We start from the raw sequence: 18,371 nt of genomic DNA, 5'->3' as shown, positions 1-18,371 counted from the left end.
TTCCCCTCCGGGAGGGGCCCGTCGCGACCCCTAGGGGGCCGCGGTCCGGAGATCCGCCAGGAAGTCCGCCGCCGCACGGGCATTGGGCACCGGGAGGGTGAGCGGCAGGCCGGCCGAGTGCGTCCGGATCTCCAGCTCCCCGAGGTCGGACGCCCGGACCGACTCCACCTCCGCCCACCGGTGGGCCTCCGTCGCCGCGAGCGGGTGCGGCGGGCGGTGCACCAGCCCGCCGGTCGTGACCGTCAGCCGCCCCCGGGCGAACCGGACGCTGCCCTCGGCACGCAGCGTCTCGTGCAGGGCGGCCCGGAGGCCGGGGGAGAGGCGCTCCTCCAGCTCCCGGAACAGTCGGCCCAGCCCGCGCAACTGCTCCAGCACCACCGGCTCGCCCGCGCCGGCCGGCCATATTCGGCCCCGCTCGCCCTCCCCGTCCGGGCCACCGGGGGAGTACTCGGTGGCCTCCACCGCGCTCCACGGCAGCGGGCGCTCGCCGCCGTCCGCCGCGACCAGCACCAGGCCGCCCTCGTGGACCCGGACCGACCGCAGCCCGGGCACCGACCGCAGCCACCCGTACCCGCTCACCGTCAGCACCGCGACGGCCGCCACCACGGGCGCGGGCCACCACTGGCCGAGCGCCAGGCAGGCCGCCACCGCCACGACGGCCGCGCAGGCGTCCACCCACACCCGCGCCCGCCGGGGCACCGGGCGGAAGCGCCGGTACACGCGCACCGGCGGCCCGAGCCGATCAGCCGACCCGACCGGCCCGGCCGACTCGACCTGCCCGGCCGACTCGACCTGCCCGACCTGCCGGGGCTGACGGACCGTCCGCACCCGCGTCGGCGACCACACCACCGCCACGTCGGCCACCTTTCACTCGGCGGACCCCAATCGGAACCGCATCTGCCGGATCAGCATCGACCCTCCACCGCGCCCGGCAACAGTGCCAATCGGCACCGTTCGGCCCGAAACGACCCCGCCATCATCACCCCGGGCCCGGAACCCGCCGCCACCGGGGGTGCCGATGAGAAGGGGGGATCGCCGTCCTGCCCCCACCCTGCTCAGCCATGCCCCGCCCTGGCCCCGGCTCGACCCCGCGCCCGCCCGGTCGGCGGCCCCGGTCGGTCCGGACCGGCCGGACGCTCCTCGACGGCTGCCGACCGCTCCGCGTCACCCCGCCGTCGCGAAGTCCGTCTGCAGCCTGCGCAGCAGCGCCGTCCCCGCCGGATCGGTCGACCGGCGGGAGTTGGCCAGCACCACCACCCCCACCTGCGTCGCCGGATCGAAGGCCACGAACGAACGGAAGCCACCCGTGCCGCCGTTGTGCCAGATCTGCAGGTGGCCGCCCTGCTGGGGGTGCAGCTGGTGGCCGAGCCAGCCCAGGTGCATCCACGCGAACGGGTTGACCCGGTGCCTGGTCTCCCGGGTGAGCATGATCGCGGGTGCCAGCGGAGCGTCCGGCTCGCGGTCGGCGGCCAGCTGGGCGCGAAGGAACAGCGCGAGGTCGGCGGCGGTGGACCGGAGCCCGCCCATGCCCGGGACGGACGCCAAGTCCCAGTGGGGCACCGGCCGCCCACCCGGGGTGTGCCCGTGCGCGAGCCGCCCGGACTGCTCCGCCCCCGACCGCACATGGGTGTCCACCAGCCCCAGCGGCTCGCAGACCTCGCGCGCCACCAACTCCTCGAACCCGGTACCGGCCCGGTGCGCGAGGGCCAGGCCCAGCAGCCCGGCGCCGAGGTTGGAGTAGCGGAAGCCGCGCCCGGGCACGGCCCTCAGCCGGGTCCGGGCGAGGCCGTCCAGCACGTACTCGGCGGTGCAGTGGGCGTACGGGTCAGGGTCGTTGGGCTTGAGCAGCGCGTGCACCAGCATGCCCCGGGGCAGCCGGGGGAGCCCCGCGCTGTGGGTGGCCAGGTGCCGGAGCGTGATCGGCTGCCCGCCCCGGGCGGGCACGACGACCCGACCGTCCCGCGCGTCCGGACCGTCCTGGCCGTCCTGGCCGTCCCGCGCGTCCACGAGCACCTCGGCGAGCGGCTCGTCGAGCCGCACCGTGCCGTCGAGCACCAGCCGCGCGAGCACGAGCGAGGTGAACACCTTGGTCACGGAACCGATTTCGAACAGGGTGTCCGGCCCGGGCACGCCGCCGCCCGGACCCGTCCGCCCGGTACCGCGGATCTCCGCGTCGCCGCCGGCCAGCCCGGCGACCACCGCGCCGACGTTCCGGCCCGCGAGCCGGTCGACCGTCTGTTGCACGACGCGCGCGAGTTCGTTCATGGCAGCGAGCCTAGGCGGCCCGACCTGCCGACTCGTCAGACCCGAAAAGGATTTCGGCCGCCCCGGATACCCCTCCGGATGTACGTCCGGCCGCGCCCGACGCGGTAGAGCCCCGTGCGGCAGAACCCCGTACGGCAGAACCCCGTACGGCACGCGCTCGCCGTCCGCCGCTCACCCCGCCAACGCCGTCCGCAGCCGGGCCGCGACCTCCGCCGCCCCCGCCTCGTCCGGGTACGTCCCGCGGGGCCAGAAGAACCCGCGCAGCCCGTCCTTCGGATTGCGCGGCACCACGTGGACGTGCAGGTGCGGCACCGACTGGCTGATCCGGTTGTTCGCCGCCACGAAGCTGCCCGCCGCGCCCAGTCCGCGCTCGACGGCCGCCGCCACCCGCTGCACCTGCAGGAAGAACGGTCCCACCTCGCCCGCCGGCAGGTCCGCCAGCGTCCGGTGGTGGGCGCGCGGGACGACCAGGACGTGTCCGGGGAACAGCGGCCGGCGGTCCAGGAAGGCCACCGCGGCCTCCTCGTCCAGCACCCGGTGCGCGGGCTCCGCGCCCGCCACCACCGCACAGAAGACGCAGTCCATCCGTCCATTCAAGCCACCGGCGGCAGCCCCGGCATCCCGGCGAACCGCCGCGGACCCGGCTTCACCCGACCGGACGCCGACCGGGTGCGGCCGCCCCGCCGCCGGGCCCCGCGCCACCCCGCCGACCTCCCAGGCTGTCCCGAGCCCCCCGCCGGGCTCACTCGTACCGGTACAGCAGCGCCTCCCGCTCGGTCTGCTCGATCATCTCGATGGTCAGCGACCCGTCCCGCAGGTGCGAGAGCGTGATCTCCGCCGAACTCGGCTGCTCGTCCTTGCCGAGCCAGTTCTCCGGCTTCCACGCCGAGCCCCGCAGGAGCGACTTCGGGCAGTGCGCGTAGACCTCCTCCACCGCGACCACGATCGCGCTGCGCGGCGGCTTGCCGACGGCGGTCAGCCCGCGCAGCAGCTCCGGGTCGGTCGAGACGCAGGCCCGGCCGTTCACCCGCAGCGTGGTGTCCCGGCCCGGGACGACGAAGAGCAGTCCGACCCGGCCGGTCTCCAGGATGTTGTGCAGGGTGTCCAACCGCTTGTTGCCGGTGGCGTCCGGTATGGCCAGGGTGTACCGGTCGAGCACCGAGACCAGTCCGGCCGGCCCGCCGCGCGGGGAGACGTCGCAGCGCCCGGCGGCGTCGGAACTGGCGACGAAGACCAGCGAGGCGCAGGCGATCAGGCGCTGCGCGGCCTCGTGCAGGTGGTCGACCTGCTTGCGGCGCGCGTGGTCGCCGGGCTGTTCGTAGATCTCGCGCAGCTGGGCGGGGTCGCTGAGGGCCCCCGCGCGGAGGGCCTCGAACAGGCCGCCCGGCCGGTCCGGACTGGTGCTTGACGGAACGACAGCTTCCGGTGTGGTGGTCATACCGGGAATCTAGCCGAGCCCTCTCGACCCGCCCGGTCCCGCCCCTCGCCGCCAGCGGTTTTCCGCCGATAATGGGCACAGGGGACGCAGCCGGCCGGAGGTGGTGGTCGTGATTGTCAGAATCTGGGCCGGGCAGGTGCTGGCCGGTCACACCGACGAGTTCTGCGCCCACCTGGCCGCCCAGGTGATCCCGCAGCTGGGCCGGACGGACGGCTGCCTCGGCGGCGAGCTGCTGCGCTCCGTCTCGGAGGAGAACGGGCACCGGGTGCTGGTGGTGAGCCGCTGGCGGGACGAGGAGGCCCTGCGCGGGTACGCCGGGCCGATGTGGCGGATCCGGCCGGTCTGGTCGGAGGGCGAGCTGCGCTACCTCGCCCACCCTCCGCAGGTCACCCACTTCCTGCAGGTCACCGGACCCGCCGCACTCTGACCCGACTCACACAGGCACCGGCAGAGCCCGACGACGGTCACCGGCAGAACCCGGCTCACACGGTCAACGGCACCGGGTGGATCTCGTCCGCCGGGTGCCCGGTGCGCGTGTGCACCCGCTGCACGGCCTCCTTGGACGGCGCGTCGGAGAGGCAGTACACCGTGCCCGACTCCGGGTCCGCCCACGCCTGCTCGAAGTGGACGCCCTCCTCGCTCTCGACCGCCAGGTCGGCCGCGTGGGCCTGCCTGAGCATGTCGGCCGTGATTCCGGTCATCCCGTGATGGACGTCCAATGACCCTTCTAAAGTGAGTGTAGGCCGCCCCGCCAGGCACGGGTGGATAGGAAGCCTGACGGAGCGGCCCAGTGCTGGAGGCCAGCGACCCGTGGGATCCGCTTGGCATCTGCCGATGCCCTCGCCCCGCTATTCGGGGGGTATGAGCACCGGCAGCGAGGTAGCTAGGATCCAGGCAGGATCTGGCATCCGGGCTACCAAGCCCCCCAGCCCCCGCGCTTCTGGTGTCCGAGGCAAGCGGACTCCACGAGGCGGGAGTTGTTGAGCCCGGCCAGCAGCTAGCCGCCGCCGGCCGGGCTTCTTTGTGTGGTCAGCCGCCCCAGGTGGAGTCCATTGGAGCGTAGGCGCCGGGGTTGGAGGTCGGAGTTGGGCTCGGCTGTGGTGGTGCAACGCCGCCCCAGGTCGAGTCGGCGACGCTGTGGTCCGGCGCGTTGTTGTGCGTCAGGGATGCTGGGCCGGCAATGGCAGCGGCAGCGATGATGATCGCTGCCGCGGTTCGCCGTAGGGTTCTGCGCGTGGACATGGAGTCCCCTTCCGCTGCTGAGGGCGTGGGGTACGGAGCGTGTTGGGCTTCGTCCGTCCTAGTGTTCGGGATGGTTCCGCTTTGAATCAAGCCTTCACCGGCTAGCATCTGAAAGTTGCATCCTCATGCAAAGTGGTAAGTCGGGACAAATGGGGGCTTTAATGGGCAACTCGGGCGTGTCCGAGAGTCGACTCTTTCTCACGCCTGCAGCCAAAGCCCTCTACCTGAGAGTGCTCACCGCCGAGGAGCCCAGTCCCCCGCCCAGCCCGGAGCGGGAGCAACTCCTTGGCGTCGGCCTGATTGCCCCACATCCGCACCGGGAGGCCGAGTACGTGGCCCTCGACGTCCAGGAGACCGTGCGGGACTGGCAAGGCAACCTTCAGGCGATGGCTAGCCAGCTCCTCCTGGAGGCGCAGTCGGTCCCGAGTCAGCTGAGGGACCTGCTGACTGCGTGGCAGCGCGTGCACCCGAGCCGTCCGGGAGTCGGCGTGGAGTACGTGACGGGTTATGAGGCGATCAACCGTGCGCTGACGCCGTTGCTGGATTCCTGTCAGAAGGAGCTGCTCACAGCCCAGCCGACGGGGCCGCGGCCGGCTGAGATGTTGGCGCTGTCGTATCAGCGGGACCTCGCCGTGTTGGGACGTGGGGCCCGGATGCGGACGATCTACCTGCCTAGTGTCAGGTCTGACGGGCCAACGTGCCGGTGGGCGCAGACCGTCACCGAGCAGGGTGCGCAGGTCCGGACGAGCGTGGATTTCAATAGGGCGATCATCATCGATCGCAGGGTTGCGGTCGTCTCGGTCCTGACACCGTGGGAAGGGGACGGAAGGGCGCCCGATAGGGCGATGTTCGTTACCGATGAAGGGCTCGTCGCACTCTTCGGTTCGATCTTTGAGCGTGATTGGGTGCGCGCCCAGATCTGGGATGGTTCGCGGCAGGATGCGCCCCGACTCACTGACGGGCATCAGCGGATTCTCGTCGGTCTCAGTCAGGGTAAGGAGTATGACGAGATCGCAGAGGAGCTGGCTATATCGAAGCGGACGGTCGCGTCACGGGTTGCCGAGCTGAGGTCGTTGACGGGGAGCGCAAACGTGGTGCAGCTCGTCTATTGGTGGGCGCGGAACGGTGGCTAGCCGGTCGGGCGGATGACGGCAGTGTACGAGGTTTCGTTGATCGTGAAAGTGAATGCCATCTGGCCGTCGCGCGTGAGGTAGTCGCCGACTCGGTTCGGGTCGGCGAGGAACCATCGGAACGCGTTGCGTTCGGCCGGGGCGAGGGGGAGCGAGCCGAGGACTGCTCGGAGCTCGGCTGTGGCCTCCTCGATGGTCCGGTGTTCTGTGGGTGCGGCGATGCCGTTGATTGTGAGGGTGTAGGCCCCGCTGATCAGGGTGTGCTCCCGGTTTCTGTCCCCCCGGGTGGCAGTAGGCATAGTATCGAACGAACTTTCGGATAGGGGTGCCGGCCGTCTTGGTTCGCCTGTGACCTTGCTCGTTTTACCCGATTGGGTAAAGACTGACACGGGCCGCACCTACAACCGTGGGTAGGTGCGCGCCGATGATCATCTACCGAACCTGCTTCAGCAGGAACGCTGGGCGGTCGGCTCCCGGCTGCGCTCACTGCGGCGCGAGCGAGGACTCAGCCAGGTCCAGCTACAAGCGCTGTCCGGCGTGGACAACAAGACCATCTCCCGCGTTGAGAACGGGCACCGGAACGTCGGTCTCGACGAACTGGTACGCCTCTCTCTGGCTCTCGGCGTGCCAACGTGGCGACTCCTGCGCGACCCGTAGCCCTGGCCGACCGCACCGCCGTACGGCAGGCCGGGAGCCGCTACTCGCTCGGCGGGTTCGGCGGCGGCGGGGTGTTCGGACCGGTCGGCGGCGCCTTCGGACCGCCGATCCCGCCGGATCCGCCGGACGCCGGGTTCTGACCGTCGTCGCTCATGGTCTCCTCCATCTCCTCGACCGCAGGGGTCTCGTCGGGCAGGGGCATCACGGGGTGCATCGGCAGCCGGGTCGGGCCGCGAGATCCGCGGCCGCGCTGGCCGCGCCACCGGCCCTGCTCGTTCGGGTGGACCGTGCCGCTCATGGCGTCCTCTTCCGTCGTTGTGGGACTCACCATCGTGGCGTGGTCGGCGCTCACGCACGGCGCGGTTGGCTCGCGCGGCTGGCAGTGCTGCACCAGGGCAATGCCAGCGGTCAGATCATCGACCCACGGACCCCACCCCCAGCCCCAGCATCCGGCACACCGCCCGTACTCGACCGGGGCGACCGGAACGCCCCCGACTGCGGTCACCGGGCGGCCGGGACGTACGGCATGACGCGGTACCCGGCGAGATTCACCTGGCCACGGATCCACGCGTCGGCGGACTCCCGGATCGCGAACTCCAACGGGCGCACCCCGCTGGAGCCGGCGGTGACCAGACCGCCGGTCACGGAGTCCCGGATCACCCACGGGCGGCGACCCCGCTCGTCGGCCGGCGACTCCTCGACGCGATACCGGGCGGCGACCCTCTGCGCCGGGGTCAGGCCGTCGCCGTGCCAGACCCGGACGATGGCCTGGCCTCCGTCGGCCAGCCCGAGAGGCCAGTCGACGGAGCCGGATCCGGCCATCATGCGCTCCAGGTCAGCCGTGCTACCAGAACCGAGCAGCCACTCCATCGCCCGCAGCTCGTACGCGCTGATCGGCAACTGGCGGACCGTCTGCCACAGCGCGTCCAGGGCCTCGGGCGCCGGCTTGGTGACGCTCTCCAGGTGGCCGTCCACTGCGACCGTCAGGCTGTCAGTGCTCAACATGTGCCGTCTCCTCGATGCACTGCGGGTGGGCCGGGGTGACCATGCCGAGAGGATCGGCCCATCGGCCGGATTCCGTAAATGGCGGTCCCGACATGAACAGCGGACAGTTTCACCGTGCCACCCGAACCCGCGCCCGTTCTTCACGGCAGCGTGATGAAACCGAACCGACCGACACCTACTCATGACCTAACGTGTAGTCACGCCATCCGCCGCAGACTGGAGCCGCTGATGCCCCGTGCCAACACCCGGCAGGCTGCGGCCAGCCTCGTAACCCAGGCCCACACCTCAGGCTGGACTTCCTGGCAGCTCGTCCACGCGATCGCAAATCAGTGCGAGGTCTCCCCCCTTCAGGCCGCCCGGCTCGCCCGGGGCTGGACACTGCAGGACGCGGTGACAGCGCTCGCCGAGCTCGGGCACCGCGCCACCGTGCAACAGCTCTCCTCGTGGGAGCACGGCTCCAGCAGGCCTAGCGACCCGCGGCTCGACAGTCTCTGCCGTCTCTACCAGACCCGCCCCGACCGGCTCGGATACGGCACCGACTACACGCCTCCCGGCACCGAGCAGCACCCCGCCACCCTCCCGGGAGTCACCCACGACGAGAACGTCACTGCCCCGCCGGTCGCAGCGGACACCCGGCACGCCATACTCCGCAGCCTGCTCGGCTCAGCAGGAGTAACTCTCCCGAGCACGGTCATGACCGCCCTGGCCAGCGTCCGGGAGGAGATGACACACACCCTCACCGGCTCGATCGCGGACACCACCATCGACCAGTGGGAGGACACCGCCACGGAGTACGGGCAGGCGTACCAGCACACCCCGCCCGGGGAGATCCTCGCCGGCGCCGTCCTCGACTTCGCTGAGGTGCGGTCACTGCTCGGCCGGAGCCAGCACGCCGACCACCGGTCCCGGCTCTGCCACGTGGCCGCCCGACTCGCCGCAACCACAGGCATTGCCCTCGTTGCCCTCGGCGAGCACCGAGAAGCCCGCGGATGGTTCCGATGCGCCCAACTCGCCGCCGAGGAGACTGGCGACCGGGCCCTCCGTGCGTGGCTTGTGGCGCGCGAGGCCGTCATCCCGTTCTACTACGGCGCCCCCGCCGCAGCCACCCGTCTCGCCGAACGCGCCCGGCTCCTGGCTGGCAACACCCTCTGCGCAACTGCAGCGTGGGCACCCGCCCTTGAGGCGCGCTCGCTCGCCCGCATGGGCCGTGCCGACGACGCCCGCCAGGCCATGACACTGGCTGAGCGGGCCTTCGCCCGCCTCGACACCAGCCACACCAGCGACCTCGCCTACGGCTACACCGAACGCCAACTCCGCTGGCACATCGGCAGCATGTACACCACCCTCGGCGACACCCGTCGCGCCCAGCTTGCCCTCGACGAGGCCCTCGCCCTGTACGCCCCCGACGAACACCTCGACCGGGCGCTCATCGCGATGGACCAGGCGACCAGCCTGATCGGAGTCGGCGAGATCGCAACGGCCGCCCAGGTCGGCATGCTCGCCCTCGGCGCCATTCCAGCCGAGCACCGGACAGGCATCGTCGTCTCCAGGGCCCGGGACGTGGTCGCTGCCGTTCCGGCGCGAGCGGCCCGAATGCCGGTGGTCGCCGACCTGCGCGAGATGATCGCTGCGGTGCCGGTGCCGGCACTGGCTGGCTAGGAGCGTCGGGCCAGTACCTGGAGCAGACCGGTGACCGCGACGCCGGCCACGATCTCCCGGCGGTCGATCATTTCCTGAATCCGGTCCAGTGGGATCCACTCGATCCGGTCGGCCTCGTGGGTGTCCACCGGCGCCGCGACGTAGGTAGCGCCGCGAGCAAGGAACACGTGGTGCTCCGCGTTCGACATCCCGCCGATCGGCTGGTTGTAGGCGAGGGGCTCAACCGCGTCCACCTGCCAGCCGGTCTCCTCAAGCACCTCACGGGCGGCGGCAGCCTCCAGGGATTCCCCGTCCTCGACGATGCCGCTGGGGATCTCCCAGTTCCAGGTCTGCGTGGCGAACCGGTGGCGCCACATCATCAGTACCTCGTCCTGGCCGTTCAGAACCACGGTGGCGGCGACCGGAGCAAACCGCACCAGATGATGCTCATACCGGTCCCGGCCCGGAGGCTCGACGTCCACGAGGTCCAGATTTACCCAGGGGCTGGTGTAGATGGGCCGGCTGCCGTGGACAGTCCACTCGCTACTCACAGGCACCTCATGATCTCGGTGGGTCGGTCGGCGTCATCCTGCCAGAGGTGCCTTAGATGTCCGCATGGCCGCCCTTGATCTCCCCGCTGACCTGCTGCCCCCTGCACACGGCCGCGCTCGACGGCGAGCAGGCCTGAGAGCCTGGAGACGACGAAGCGCCCCCGCCCGGCACGTGGCCGAGCGGGGGCGTGGTCATACGTCGAGGCCTTGCAGGAACGGGCGGACGTCCTCGGGCACGGGCTGCGGAGCCGGAGGCGGCTCCAGCCCGGACGCCCGAACGAAACCGACCATGCTGCGAACCCATCCTGCGAGGTAGCGAATCGTGTACTCCTGCCCGGCAAGACGAGCCCGCTGCTGAACCGACTCCAGTTCCTGCTCGTCGATCCGCTTACCGAGCCGATCAAGCTCGTGCTGCATGCGGTCAGTGACGACACGGAAGTCGTCGCGCCGCTCCTGGCTGGCCGACCTGCGGCTGGCGCGCGCGGTGTAGACGGTGCCGCCGAGGGTGACAGCTGCGGCACCGACCGCGGAGATGGCGGCCCACGATTCTCCACTCACGGGCGCCTCCGGTCGTGCTGGTCGTGCGGTGGTTCGGGCCATTCGGCGGCGATGAGCGCCACGCCACAGAACGATCCCCAGACGACGGCCGACGCCCATCCACGAGGGTTGTCATACAGCCACCAGCTAGCCAGGCTGCCCAGCGCCCAGGGGGCGACGACGAGGTAGATCGCCGGGTAGCCGGGCCAGTCCCGCCCCGGTGGGCGCCACGCGCAGACGATGGCGAGCAGGCCTGCGGCGATCCACGCCCACGCCCACGCGTGCAGCGGCATCAGGTCGAGTAACAGGCGGATTCCCCTCGTGTCCTGGGGCGGCTGGACGAGCAACGAGTAGCCGTAGACCGCGGCCATCACCCCTTTGAGGGCGAGGACGGCGCCGCGGCGGCCCAGCCGGCGCGCGGCGCGGTGGACCGCCGCCCGCATCACGGTTCCAGGGGCTTGACGGTTGCGACGGGCGGGATCAGGTCAGGGCGCGGCGTGTGCCTGGCCTGGTAGCCGGCCACGGCCGTGATCGCGGTGGGGATGAGGGAGAGGACGAACGGAGCGAGCCATCCGGGCATCCAGCTGACGAGGCCAGGCTGGTTCTGTACCGCGGTCAGGTCGGCGAGCAGCGCGGTGGAGCCCAGGTAGGCGGCGACCGTGGCAGCCTTGACCTTGGTTTCGATCTGAGCCATCAGGAAGTTCCCTTCGGGGTGTTGGTGTCAGAGGCCGCGCCGACGGTGACCTGCACGCGCAGGACGCCGTCCGCGAGGGCCTGGTGGAGCCGGTCAGGGGTGAGCTCGGCGGCCTTGATGGCGTCCAGCAGCTGGGCCTGGAACACGTCCTGCCACACGAGCCACCAGTAGGCTTGCTTGCTGGTGCCATCCGGACCCCAGGAGCCGTCGGCCTGCCGGACCATGTTGGGGAGCTGGTGGTTCCAGGTGGCGTCGCCGACCAGGCTGACGAGGGCGCTGCGCGTGTCGGTCGGCAGGCTGCCCCATGCGTCGCCCGGGATCTGGTCGCCGGAGAGGATCTTCTGCAGGAACCAGGTGATGGCGTACGCGTTGGCGTTGCGGACGTCGACGCCGCTGGCCTCTTCCCGGATCATCGTGCGGATCTGGTCCTCGGTGAACGGCATGTCGTCCTCCTGCAGAGTCGGGGTTCGGCCGGGCATCCACTGCCCGTAGTCGGTGGTGGTGGCGGTGTTGCGGTCGCAGTCGACGCCGCCGATGGTGATGCCGCCGCCCTGCTGGAGGTGCGCGCGCGGATCCCAGACGCCGCCGGACCAGGCGGAGGTCTGCCAGTACCAGGCGACGAGCCCGGAGGCTGCGGCGCCCTGGACGACGCGCAGACCGCCGTAGACGCCGGTCCGGGCCGCGCCGAGGACACTGGCCACGCCGGCGAAGTAGGGCTGTACGGAAGTCCAGTTGGTGTCGGTGTCAACGGCGAAGTAGATCGGCCGGTCCGCCGGCATGCCGCAGGCGACGGCCTGAGCTGCCGCAGTCCGGGCATCGGCGGCGCCGGCGGCCTGTCCGGCCAAGGCCCGGCCAGTGGTCGTCTCCCACACGACGCCGCACCAGATGCCGTGCGCAGCAAGGTCATTGGCCTCCGCGCGGCTCAGGTTCTTAGAGGCGTCGGTACTGAGGTACCGCATGGCAAAGCTCGCGCCGGCGGCCTGCAGCGAGGCGGCCGACGGGTGGGTCCACGGGTAGTCGACTCCCCAGGTCACAGCAGGCTCCTCTCACAGGCCCTTGGCCGTCAGCCAGGTATGGGCCGCCGCCGCGAACGCCGCGTCCGGGTTCGCTGGCACCGGGGCCGGCTGGGGCGTGGGCTGGGCTGAGAGCACGGGTACCGTGACGTCGCCCTGCTGGGACAGCAGCCACTGCAGATCCGGTGCCGCGAGGTAGCCCCGGCCACCCAGTCCCCAGCCGGTGCCCCAGGAGTTGGTCAGCCAGAAGCGGTCCGAGTCGGCATCCCAGCCGGTGATCTCGATCTCGTGGCCGCCCGCGATGCCGGAGGACTGGTCGACCGGGATCCGCCCGTCAGCAGCTGGTGTGAACATCGATTGGAGCCACGGGATGCCGAGGAGCGCAGGACCGGACTGCAGGGCGGAGCGCACCGCGGACAGGGCGAAAGCGTGGGTGTACGACGTCGCGAGGCCCAAGGCCTTGAGCGCCTTCGCGACGCCGAGACCGCTGCTCCCAGTGTCGGCGGGAGGGTACTGCCCGGGCGCGCCGTCCAACACGGTGGCCAGCGAGTAGAGACTGACGGCGAAGGCCTCGTCCAGAGGGTGCTCACCGGCCTGGAAGGCGCCGTGGGAAGCTGCGGCACCGGCCGCGCTGACGGTGACGGTGACTGCCCCCATGCGGCCGGCACTGTCCGTGCCGAGCAGGCCGGTCGCGGCGTTTCCGGTGCACGACCCGAGCTGACCCTGATCGAGCACGGGTATACGCCGGGTCCACGACGTGGTGGTCAGTGCCGACTGCGGCAGGACCCCGTGGGCGTATGCCAGTGAACGCGGGTCGTGGTCGACGAACCGTCCGAGGGCTCGGGTCATCGGTCCTCCTTGCGGGTGAGAGTGCCGTCGATGGCGGTCACTTCGGCCGCCGGATCGGTGATGCCGAGGTGTGCGGCGATGGCCTTCGTCCAGGCCAGGGCTTCCCTGTCCACCTCGTAGTCGTGCTCCGCGCGCAGGCGGTCGTGTTCCGCCTGCCGGTTCTGACTGAGCAGGAGTATCGGCCCGGTGAAGCCGGCCTGGAACGAGTAGACGAGGTTGAGCAGGACGAACGGATACTCATCCCACCGGGACCAGCCGTGCAACGTGTTCGCCGCGATCCACGCCGCGGTGAACGCCGCCTGGGCGATGATGAACCGCCAACTGCCCATGCCGCCGGCCAGACCGTCGGCGACACGGTCGCCGAGCGTCCGATCGTCGTGCCGGGCCTGGTTCGCCGGGTGCAGGTGCTCCGAGGGCCCCGAGGCATCGGCGGCCCTCACGAGCCTGCCCGCTTCGTCGCGTTCAGCATGTGGTGGTGGATGGCGTCGATGCGGGCGCGGGCCTCGGCGGCGACGAGCGGGTCCCGGATGACGGTCGTCTGGTTGTCCTGGAGCGCTTCGCCGGAGCGGCTCCAGTTGGTGGAGCCCGTGACGACGTCGACTCCGTCGGTGATCAGCATCTTGAGGTGCATGATGGCGCCGTGCTCGGAGCGGCCGACCGCCACGCTCGACGCGGGGTATGCCTCCCGCTCCAGCAGCAGCCGCTCGTGGACGCCGCCAGCCTGGCTACTGTCGAGGGTGAGCTGGACGAACACATGCTCGTCGATGAGCTTCTCCCGGATCGCGTCGGCGAGTTCGTCATCGTCGAGGCCATACATGGCTACGACGAGACTTGAGGTGGCGGAGCGGATCAGGTCGAGTAGGACGCCGTGGACGTCATCGACCGGCGAGTACCAGGTGCGGACGTCCTGCGGGTAGCCGGGTGGGAATCCGCTGGTCTTGTGCTGGTCGAGAGAGGCGAGGCTGGCGAGCGCCAATGGGTTCCTCCGGGGCATGAAGGCGCCCCCTGGGTGGCCGGGGCGTGGTGGCAGGTGGTGGGCCCGTCAGGCGATGCGGGTGGCGATCAGGACAGAGCCGGACCTGACGGTCGTGGACGTGCTGCTGGACGCGCCCTGCGCGAACTGGAACTGAAGGTTGCCGGCGGTGCCGCCGGTGACCACCACGCCGCCGGGCCTGAGCGCCATCGGCGTGCCGGTGCCATTCGTGCCGAGCCGCCGGGTCGTCGCGAAGCCGATCGCCACCGCGTCGTAAGCCGTCAGGGCGCCGGTCGGGACCCCGAACGACGACCAGGAGCCGGTGGCTCCGCTGGGGACCGTGAGGGTGCACTGAAGGTCACCGGCGGGCGAGTTGTCACCGGTGTAGGAGATGTAGCCGTCGATCCGGTACGTAGCGTTGGCCGCCAGCGCCACGACCAGAGCGGAGTCATTGACCAGGGTGGTCGAGCTGGTCACCGACTGGTTGGAGCCCTTGTAGGCGGCGACCCGCTGTCCGATGCCCGACACCGTCAGGTTCCCGGTGACGGACAGGTTCCCGGAGACGGATCCGCTGCCGGCGCTCAGGCTCCCGGTGACGGTGGCGCTGCCTGCCGTGACAGCGCCCGGCAGGGTGACCGTGGCGGCGGTGACGCTGTTCGTCGTGGACGAGGCGTAGCTCGTCGCGGTGACGGTGGCGCTGTCGATGACGGTGACGCTGGAACCGGTGTCGACCTTGATGGAGGACGTTGCCCCGGCACCCGGGGAGGCCTCCTGAACGCTGACCAGGGACACGCCTGTCGCGCTGCCGGTCACCCAGAACGCCGACGCCTTGTTGACGTTGCTGTAGCAGGCAGTGAGGGTGTGAACGGACCCGCCGGAGACCTTGAAACTGGTGCCGTCCTGGCTGGCCTGCGACACGATGCTCTCGGCACCGCAGGAGTTCAGGGCGTTGGCGGAGCCACTGGTGATCAGGTAGCCGCCGCCGCAGGCGGACGCCTTGCATCCGGTGAGGGCGGTGTACGACACCGATGACAGGTTGAAGCCCTGCTGGGTGCTGGTGCTGCCGGTGGCGATGCAGGCGTCGAGGGTGTTGCCGGTGCCACCAGACAGGTAGAAGGCGTGGCCGCCCACGCTGGAGACGTTGACGGAGGCGAGACTGCACCCGGTGGCCGCGACCAGTTGGACGCCGTGGCTGCCGAACGCAGTGATGGCGACGTTGTTGACCTGGCATGAGGTGACTGGGTTCGCCCCGCTGTTGGCCTGCACGTACAGGCCGACGCCCGTGCCGGATCCGGGGCCCTGCACGGTGAGGTTCTGGACGGAGACGTAGGTGAGGGTGGTCGGGTTGTAGGCGATGCCGTGTGCCGTGGTGGAGGTCTGCTTCAGCACGGTGGCGCCGGGGCCGGCGCCGAGGAGACTGACCTGGTTGGCTGGCGCGAGTGCGGACGACAGCACATAGGTGCCGGCCGGGAAGTAGACCGTGCCGCCCTTGGTGGCGGCCGCGGTCAGTGCGGACTGGACTGCTGTGGTGTCGTTGGTGGTTCCGTCGCCTTTGGCGCCGTAGGCCTTGACGTTGAGGTAGTCGGTGCCGGACACCGCGCCGGGTGCCTGCAGGGTGAGGTTGCCGGAGGCGTCGGAGGTGAGCACGCTGCCGGTGGCGGCACCGGCTGGTACCTGTGCCGGCGGGCTGCCGGTGAGGACGAGCGCGCCGGTCATGGTGTCGCCGGCCTTGGCGACGCGGTCCGCCGCGCCGTACATGGAGGCCGTCATATGAGCTTCCCGAGGATGACGTAGGTGCCGACCTGGCCGATGCGGACGGGCATGGCGAGTACGGAGTCGCCCGCGGTCGGGGTGTAGGACGACAGGCGCCGGTACGGTCCGGTCAGCGCCGTGGCCCCGTTGATGTATGCCTTGGGCTGGCCGCTGCTGTAGGCCGGGTCGATGACGGCGGGCAGCGCTGCCAGCGGGAACCCGGAGTCGATGCTGGTGGTCCGGTTTTCGAGCCGGCTGATGCGCTGTTGGATGTTCTGCATGGTCCCGGCAAACCGGGCCTCCAGCGGGTCGGGGTAGCGGGGCACCGCCGGCCTCCTCTCTCCTGTGTCAGGCGCCCACGGCCGACGTCTGGAGCTGGATCTTCTCGGCCTGCTGCGGGCCCGGCGGGTACGCCGTCCATCCGACGACTCGTACTCGCTGCTGCAGGCCGGGCTGGCCGTTGGGGCCGGGCGGGTGCAGCGGCGAGGTGGCGACCAGGGTGGTGGCGTCGCCCAGGATGATGTCCCGCACGCGGGGATATCCGGCGCCGACAGTCACGATCGGGTTGGTCATGGCCCGCGTCTTCATCGCGACCTCGCCGTCGGCGAATCCGTCGATCTGAGCCTGGGAGACGACCCAGGAGCCCTGCCAGGAGACGTTGGACTCCATGAGCGGGTACACGCCGCCGGCCAGGTCGACGGGGTCGGCGCCGTGCGGGTATGCGGACTGCCACTGCAGGGCTGCGCCGTTGGGCGGGGCGGTGGCCCACACCATGTTGCTGCTCTGGCTGCCGGTGCGCTGGTAGCCGTAGTCGATGGCGTTGCCGGGGTAGATGAGGTTGTAGCCGGATGAGGCGGCGGTGCGTCCCATCTGCAGATAGGCGAGCCGCAGGAAGATCGCGAGGTTGCCGGAGGAGTCGAGGCCGGGGACGAAGGCGAACTCCAGGTTGCCGCTCGCGCACATGTCCTGCCACGCGCCGCTGATCTGAGTCAGGTCCGAGTACGTGTAGGAGGCGGTCCATGGGACCCCGGATGTGCCGGCGGCGCCCTGAGGCATCACCAGGCGGGCCACGCCGCCATTCTGTGCAACCATCGCCAGGTACGCAGGAGTTCGTGTCGCGGCCGGCGAGACCGACGAGATATAGGAACTCTGCTTGGACGTGCCGTAGCGGCACAGGTCCATGAAGGCGGTGAACAGGTCGACCTGCTGGTAGATGATGGTGTCGGTGATCAGCCGGTGTGACCACAGCGTGTCGATCGTCTGCGCGGAGATCGGCAGAGTGCCCGGCCCGCGGCCCTGGTCAGGCCAGTCCCAGACAACGCCAGCCCACACCGGGTAGCCGTCCTGCAGGACCCACAGGACCGAGCGGCGGGGTTCCAGCGCGGCGACGGCTGGCGCGTTGACTGCTGGCTCCGCGTTGAGAGCGAGGGACCCGGTCAGGGTGCCCGACCCGTTGAGCTGCATCCCGAACGACTGGACGGTGAGCGGCAGGTTGTCAGCGAGGACCCGTCCGGATATCAGGTCGGTGGAAGCGTAGGTGTAGGCGCTCACATTCCGCCCGGCCCCACACGCAGGAGCGTCTTGGCAGTGCCCGAGGCGGCGATCGTGGTCGAGTACAGGCCGCTGCCGTTCTGGGCCGTGACCTTGACCGTGTGCGTTCCCGCGCTCGGAGTGTCGCCCGCACCGGAGCTCGTGAAGTACGACCAGGCGGAGCCGTTGTAGATCGTGCCGTCGCCAGGCAGGCTCGGTGTCCACGTGCCGTCGACCGCAGACGAGTCAACGTACATGCGAAAGGTGGCGATGAACGAGGTGCCGACTCCCCGGCTGCAGCCGATTCCCGCGTACTTGAAGTAGATCTCGATGTCGGTGTTGCCGTCGGTGGTGATCGTGGCCGACAGTACGGTCTGCTCGCTACCGTCGAACACGAAGTTCGCGGTCTGCGTTTGGATGATCGGCACCCACGGCAGCACGTGCAGCTGAGTGGCGTTGGTCGTCCCGTTGTTGTGGTAGAACGCGTTCGACGCGGGGTCGTAGGCGATCTGCCCCTTGTACCCGTTGACCGAGCCCCGTGGCGCGACGAGGATGCCGCCCGTGGCGACGGTGAACGGCCGTACGTCCGAGAGCATCCCGGCCGTGATGGATGTTGCTGCGGCGGTGACCGTCAGTCGTGCCAGGGTGATTGAGTTCGCCGGGGCCGTGGGGACCGACGGCGAGGGCCCGGCTACGCCGGTGATGATCTGGATCGCCCCGAACGAGGATGAGCTGCCGACGTCGGACACGTACGCGACGACGATGTCAATGCGCGAGTTCGACGGGTCCGCAGTCTGCACGGCCAGCGTCGCCTGCGTCGACAGGGTCGAGGCATAGCCACCTGCCGTCGGGGTCGACGAGTTGGGCACCACGTACGAGCCGGGCTGCACCGTGACCGTCATGCCAGTGCCCGGGCTCACCGCGAGGCCGGTGCCGCCGACGACACCACCGAGGACGCCGATCGTGGTGCCGGTGGCGATGCCCTGGTCGTAGAAGTAGGCGGTGACTCCGCTGTTTCGCAGGTCGTTGCCGCTGTTGGCGTCGTAGGTGGCGCCCGTGAGCCACATGGGCAGGCTGGTGGTCACCTGGGTTGCCAT

At 70.6% G+C, this 18,371-nt stretch carries 24 protein-coding genes; 4 read left to right on the top strand and 20 right to left on the bottom strand.

The window, feature by feature from the left end:
* Nucleotides 1–30: 30 nt before the first annotated feature.
* The 4 genes from AB0Q99_RS03145 to AB0Q99_RS03130 all read right to left on the bottom strand — a co-directional run bounded on the left by AB0Q99_RS03145 (nucleotide 31) and on the right by AB0Q99_RS03130 (nucleotide 3,703).
* The gene (locus tag AB0Q99_RS03145; RefSeq protein WP_363567870.1) at nucleotides 31–855 is read right to left on the bottom strand and encodes a hypothetical protein; all 825 of its coding nucleotides are present in this window, start codon (nucleotides 853–855) and stop codon (nucleotides 31–33) included.
* A gap of 309 nt (nucleotides 856–1,164) precedes the next feature.
* Complete coding sequence (locus tag AB0Q99_RS03140) at nucleotides 1,165–2,265, bottom strand: serine hydrolase domain-containing protein (protein WP_363567868.1); 1,101 nt, start codon at nucleotides 2,263–2,265, stop codon at nucleotides 1,165–1,167.
* A gap of 171 nt (nucleotides 2,266–2,436) precedes the next feature.
* Nucleotides 2,437–2,850 (bottom strand): HIT family protein, encoded by a 414-nt coding sequence (locus AB0Q99_RS03135; RefSeq protein WP_363567866.1) that lies wholly within the window; start codon nucleotides 2,848–2,850, stop codon nucleotides 2,437–2,439.
* Nucleotides 2,851–3,007: 157 nt separating this feature from the next.
* Entirely contained in the window at nucleotides 3,008–3,703 is a 696-nt protein-coding gene (locus AB0Q99_RS03130; RefSeq protein ID WP_363567864.1) for an MSMEG_1061 family FMN-dependent PPOX-type flavoprotein, read from the bottom strand.
* Nucleotides 3,704–3,812: 109 nt separating this feature from the next.
* On the opposite strand from AB0Q99_RS03130, the gene AB0Q99_RS03125 reads away from it, so the two are divergent.
* Nucleotides 3,813–4,130 carry an antibiotic biosynthesis monooxygenase gene (locus AB0Q99_RS03125; RefSeq protein WP_363567862.1) on the top strand — a complete coding sequence of 106 codons (318 nt, stop codon included), beginning with the start codon at nucleotides 3,813–3,815 and terminating at the stop codon, nucleotides 4,128–4,130.
* Between the two features lie 55 nt (nucleotides 4,131–4,185).
* On the opposite strand, the gene AB0Q99_RS03120 is transcribed toward AB0Q99_RS03125, so the two are convergent.
* On the bottom strand, nucleotides 4,186–4,458 hold the full coding sequence (locus tag AB0Q99_RS03120) for an SCO4226 family nickel-binding protein (RefSeq protein WP_363568207.1): 273 nt from the start codon (nucleotides 4,456–4,458) through the stop codon (nucleotides 4,186–4,188).
* Between the two features lie 648 nt (nucleotides 4,459–5,106).
* On the opposite strand from AB0Q99_RS03120, the gene AB0Q99_RS03115 reads away from it, so the two are divergent.
* Entirely contained in the window at nucleotides 5,107–6,078 is a 972-nt protein-coding gene (locus AB0Q99_RS03115; protein WP_363567860.1) for a hypothetical protein, read from the top strand.
* Here AB0Q99_RS03115 and AB0Q99_RS03110 read toward each other — a convergent pair.
* Nucleotides 6,075–6,374, bottom strand: a complete 300-nt coding sequence (locus tag AB0Q99_RS03110; RefSeq protein WP_363567858.1) for a hypothetical protein — start codon at nucleotides 6,372–6,374, stop codon at nucleotides 6,075–6,077. The genes AB0Q99_RS03115 and AB0Q99_RS03110 overlap by 4 nt on opposite strands.
* A 115-nt stretch (nucleotides 6,375–6,489) precedes the next feature.
* Between AB0Q99_RS03110 and AB0Q99_RS03105 the strand changes: the two genes are divergently transcribed.
* A complete protein-coding gene (locus AB0Q99_RS03105) occupies nucleotides 6,490–6,732 on the top strand; it encodes a helix-turn-helix transcriptional regulator (RefSeq protein WP_363567856.1) in 243 nt (80 codons plus the stop codon).
* A gap of 40 nt (nucleotides 6,733–6,772) precedes the next feature.
* Here AB0Q99_RS03105 and AB0Q99_RS03100 read toward each other — a convergent pair whose 3' ends face one another.
* Nucleotides 6,773–7,030, bottom strand: coding sequence for a hypothetical protein (locus AB0Q99_RS03100; RefSeq protein ID WP_363567855.1), 258 nt, complete (start codon nucleotides 7,028–7,030; stop codon nucleotides 6,773–6,775).
* A gap of 203 nt (nucleotides 7,031–7,233) precedes the next feature.
* Nucleotides 7,234–7,737: a hypothetical protein gene (locus tag AB0Q99_RS03095; RefSeq protein ID WP_363567853.1), complete on the bottom strand. Its 504-nt coding sequence runs from the start codon at nucleotides 7,735–7,737 to the stop codon at nucleotides 7,234–7,236.
* A gap of 228 nt (nucleotides 7,738–7,965) precedes the next feature.
* Here AB0Q99_RS03095 and AB0Q99_RS03090 point away from each other — a divergent pair, with 228 nt between their 5' ends.
* Nucleotides 7,966–9,396, top strand: a complete 1,431-nt coding sequence (locus AB0Q99_RS03090; RefSeq protein WP_363567851.1) for a helix-turn-helix transcriptional regulator — start codon at nucleotides 7,966–7,968, stop codon at nucleotides 9,394–9,396.
* Here the strand turns inward: AB0Q99_RS03090 and AB0Q99_RS03085 are convergent.
* The 12 genes from AB0Q99_RS03085 to AB0Q99_RS03030 form a co-directional block, all read right to left on the bottom strand.
* Nucleotides 9,393–9,857 (bottom strand): NUDIX hydrolase, encoded by a 465-nt coding sequence (locus tag AB0Q99_RS03085; protein ID WP_363567850.1) that lies wholly within the window; start codon nucleotides 9,855–9,857, stop codon nucleotides 9,393–9,395. The genes AB0Q99_RS03090 and AB0Q99_RS03085 overlap by 4 nt on opposite strands.
* Nucleotides 9,858–10,118: 261 nt before the next feature.
* Nucleotides 10,119–10,484, bottom strand: a complete 366-nt coding sequence (locus AB0Q99_RS03080) for a hypothetical protein (protein WP_363567848.1) — start codon at nucleotides 10,482–10,484, stop codon at nucleotides 10,119–10,121.
* On the bottom strand, nucleotides 10,481–10,906 hold the full coding sequence (locus AB0Q99_RS03075; protein WP_363567846.1) for a hypothetical protein: 426 nt from the start codon (nucleotides 10,904–10,906) through the stop codon (nucleotides 10,481–10,483). The genes AB0Q99_RS03080 and AB0Q99_RS03075 overlap by 4 nt, the downstream gene beginning before the upstream one ends.
* Entirely contained in the window at nucleotides 10,906–11,157 is a 252-nt protein-coding gene (locus AB0Q99_RS03070) for a holin (protein WP_363567844.1), read from the bottom strand. The genes AB0Q99_RS03075 and AB0Q99_RS03070 overlap by 1 nt, the downstream gene beginning before the upstream one ends.
* The gene (locus tag AB0Q99_RS03065) at nucleotides 11,157–12,191 is read right to left on the bottom strand and encodes a glycoside hydrolase domain-containing protein (protein WP_363567843.1); all 1,035 of its coding nucleotides are present in this window, start codon (nucleotides 12,189–12,191) and stop codon (nucleotides 11,157–11,159) included. The genes AB0Q99_RS03070 and AB0Q99_RS03065 overlap by 1 nt, the downstream gene beginning before the upstream one ends.
* A 12-nt stretch (nucleotides 12,192–12,203) precedes the next feature.
* Nucleotides 12,204–13,019 (bottom strand): hypothetical protein, encoded by an 816-nt coding sequence (locus AB0Q99_RS03060; protein ID WP_363567841.1) that lies wholly within the window; start codon nucleotides 13,017–13,019, stop codon nucleotides 12,204–12,206.
* Nucleotides 13,016–13,459, bottom strand: a complete 444-nt coding sequence (locus AB0Q99_RS03055) for a DUF1003 domain-containing protein (RefSeq protein ID WP_363567840.1) — start codon at nucleotides 13,457–13,459, stop codon at nucleotides 13,016–13,018. Before AB0Q99_RS03055 ends, AB0Q99_RS03060 begins: the two co-directional genes overlap by 4 nt.
* Nucleotides 13,456–13,995 carry a phospholipase D-like domain-containing protein gene (locus AB0Q99_RS03050; RefSeq protein WP_363567838.1) on the bottom strand — a complete coding sequence of 180 codons (540 nt, stop codon included), beginning with the start codon at nucleotides 13,993–13,995 and terminating at the stop codon, nucleotides 13,456–13,458. Before AB0Q99_RS03050 ends, AB0Q99_RS03055 begins: the two co-directional genes overlap by 4 nt.
* A gap of 66 nt (nucleotides 13,996–14,061) precedes the next feature.
* Nucleotides 14,062–15,762: a glycosyl hydrolase family 28-related protein gene (locus tag AB0Q99_RS03045; protein WP_363567837.1), complete on the bottom strand. Its 1,701-nt coding sequence runs from the start codon at nucleotides 15,760–15,762 to the stop codon at nucleotides 14,062–14,064.
* A complete protein-coding gene (locus AB0Q99_RS03040; RefSeq protein WP_363567835.1) occupies nucleotides 15,759–16,070 on the bottom strand; it encodes a hypothetical protein in 312 nt (103 codons plus the stop codon). The genes AB0Q99_RS03045 and AB0Q99_RS03040 overlap by 4 nt, the downstream gene beginning before the upstream one ends.
* Before the next feature lie 22 nt (nucleotides 16,071–16,092).
* Nucleotides 16,093–17,295, bottom strand: coding sequence for a hypothetical protein (locus AB0Q99_RS03035; protein ID WP_363567833.1), 1,203 nt, complete (start codon nucleotides 17,293–17,295; stop codon nucleotides 16,093–16,095).
* The gene (locus AB0Q99_RS03030; RefSeq protein ID WP_363567831.1) at nucleotides 17,292–18,371 is read right to left on the bottom strand and encodes a hypothetical protein; all 1,080 of its coding nucleotides are present in this window, start codon (nucleotides 18,369–18,371) and stop codon (nucleotides 17,292–17,294) included. The genes AB0Q99_RS03035 and AB0Q99_RS03030 overlap by 4 nt, the downstream gene beginning before the upstream one ends.

Source organism: Kitasatospora sp. NPDC086791 (assembly GCF_040685975.1).
Lineage (GTDB): Bacteria > Actinomycetota > Actinomycetes > Streptomycetales > Streptomycetaceae > Kitasatospora.
Note: the sequence above shows the minus strand (reverse complement) of the source record. Positions and strands in the feature narration are given on the sequence as shown.

Excerpts from the sequence above, each read along its gene's own strand:
- AB0Q99_RS03140 (WP_363567868.1), bottom strand. The coding sequence starts at position 2,265 with ATGAACGAACTCGCGCGCGTCGTGCAACAGACGGTCGACCGGCTCGCG.
- AB0Q99_RS03135 (WP_363567866.1), bottom strand. The coding sequence starts at position 2,850 with ATGGACTGCGTCTTCTGTGCGGTGGTGGCGGGCGCGGAGCCCGCGCAC.
- AB0Q99_RS03130 (WP_363567864.1), bottom strand. The coding sequence starts at position 3,703 with ATGACCACCACACCGGAAGCTGTCGTTCCGTCAAGCACCAGTCCGGAC.
- AB0Q99_RS03115 (WP_363567860.1), top strand. The coding sequence starts at position 5,107 with ATGGGCAACTCGGGCGTGTCCGAGAGTCGACTCTTTCTCACGCCTGCA.
- AB0Q99_RS03110 (WP_363567858.1), bottom strand. The coding sequence starts at position 6,374 with ATGCCTACTGCCACCCGGGGGGACAGAAACCGGGAGCACACCCTGATC.
- AB0Q99_RS03100 (WP_363567855.1), bottom strand. The coding sequence starts at position 7,030 with ATGAGCGGCACGGTCCACCCGAACGAGCAGGGCCGGTGGCGCGGCCAG.
- AB0Q99_RS03095 (WP_363567853.1), bottom strand. The coding sequence starts at position 7,737 with ATGTTGAGCACTGACAGCCTGACGGTCGCAGTGGACGGCCACCTGGAG.
- AB0Q99_RS03090 (WP_363567851.1), top strand. The coding sequence starts at position 7,966 with ATGCCCCGTGCCAACACCCGGCAGGCTGCGGCCAGCCTCGTAACCCAG.
- AB0Q99_RS03075 (WP_363567846.1), bottom strand. The coding sequence starts at position 10,906 with ATGCGGGCGGCGGTCCACCGCGCCGCGCGCCGGCTGGGCCGCCGCGGC.
- AB0Q99_RS03070 (WP_363567844.1), bottom strand. The coding sequence starts at position 11,157 with ATGGCTCAGATCGAAACCAAGGTCAAGGCTGCCACGGTCGCCGCCTAC.
- AB0Q99_RS03060 (WP_363567841.1), bottom strand. The coding sequence starts at position 13,019 with ATGACCCGAGCCCTCGGACGGTTCGTCGACCACGACCCGCGTTCACTG.
- AB0Q99_RS03045 (WP_363567837.1), bottom strand. The coding sequence starts at position 15,762 with ATGACGGCCTCCATGTACGGCGCGGCGGACCGCGTCGCCAAGGCCGGC.
- AB0Q99_RS03030 (WP_363567831.1), bottom strand. The coding sequence starts at position 18,371 with ATGGCAACCCAGGTGACCACCAGCCTGCCCATGTGGCTCACGGGCGCC.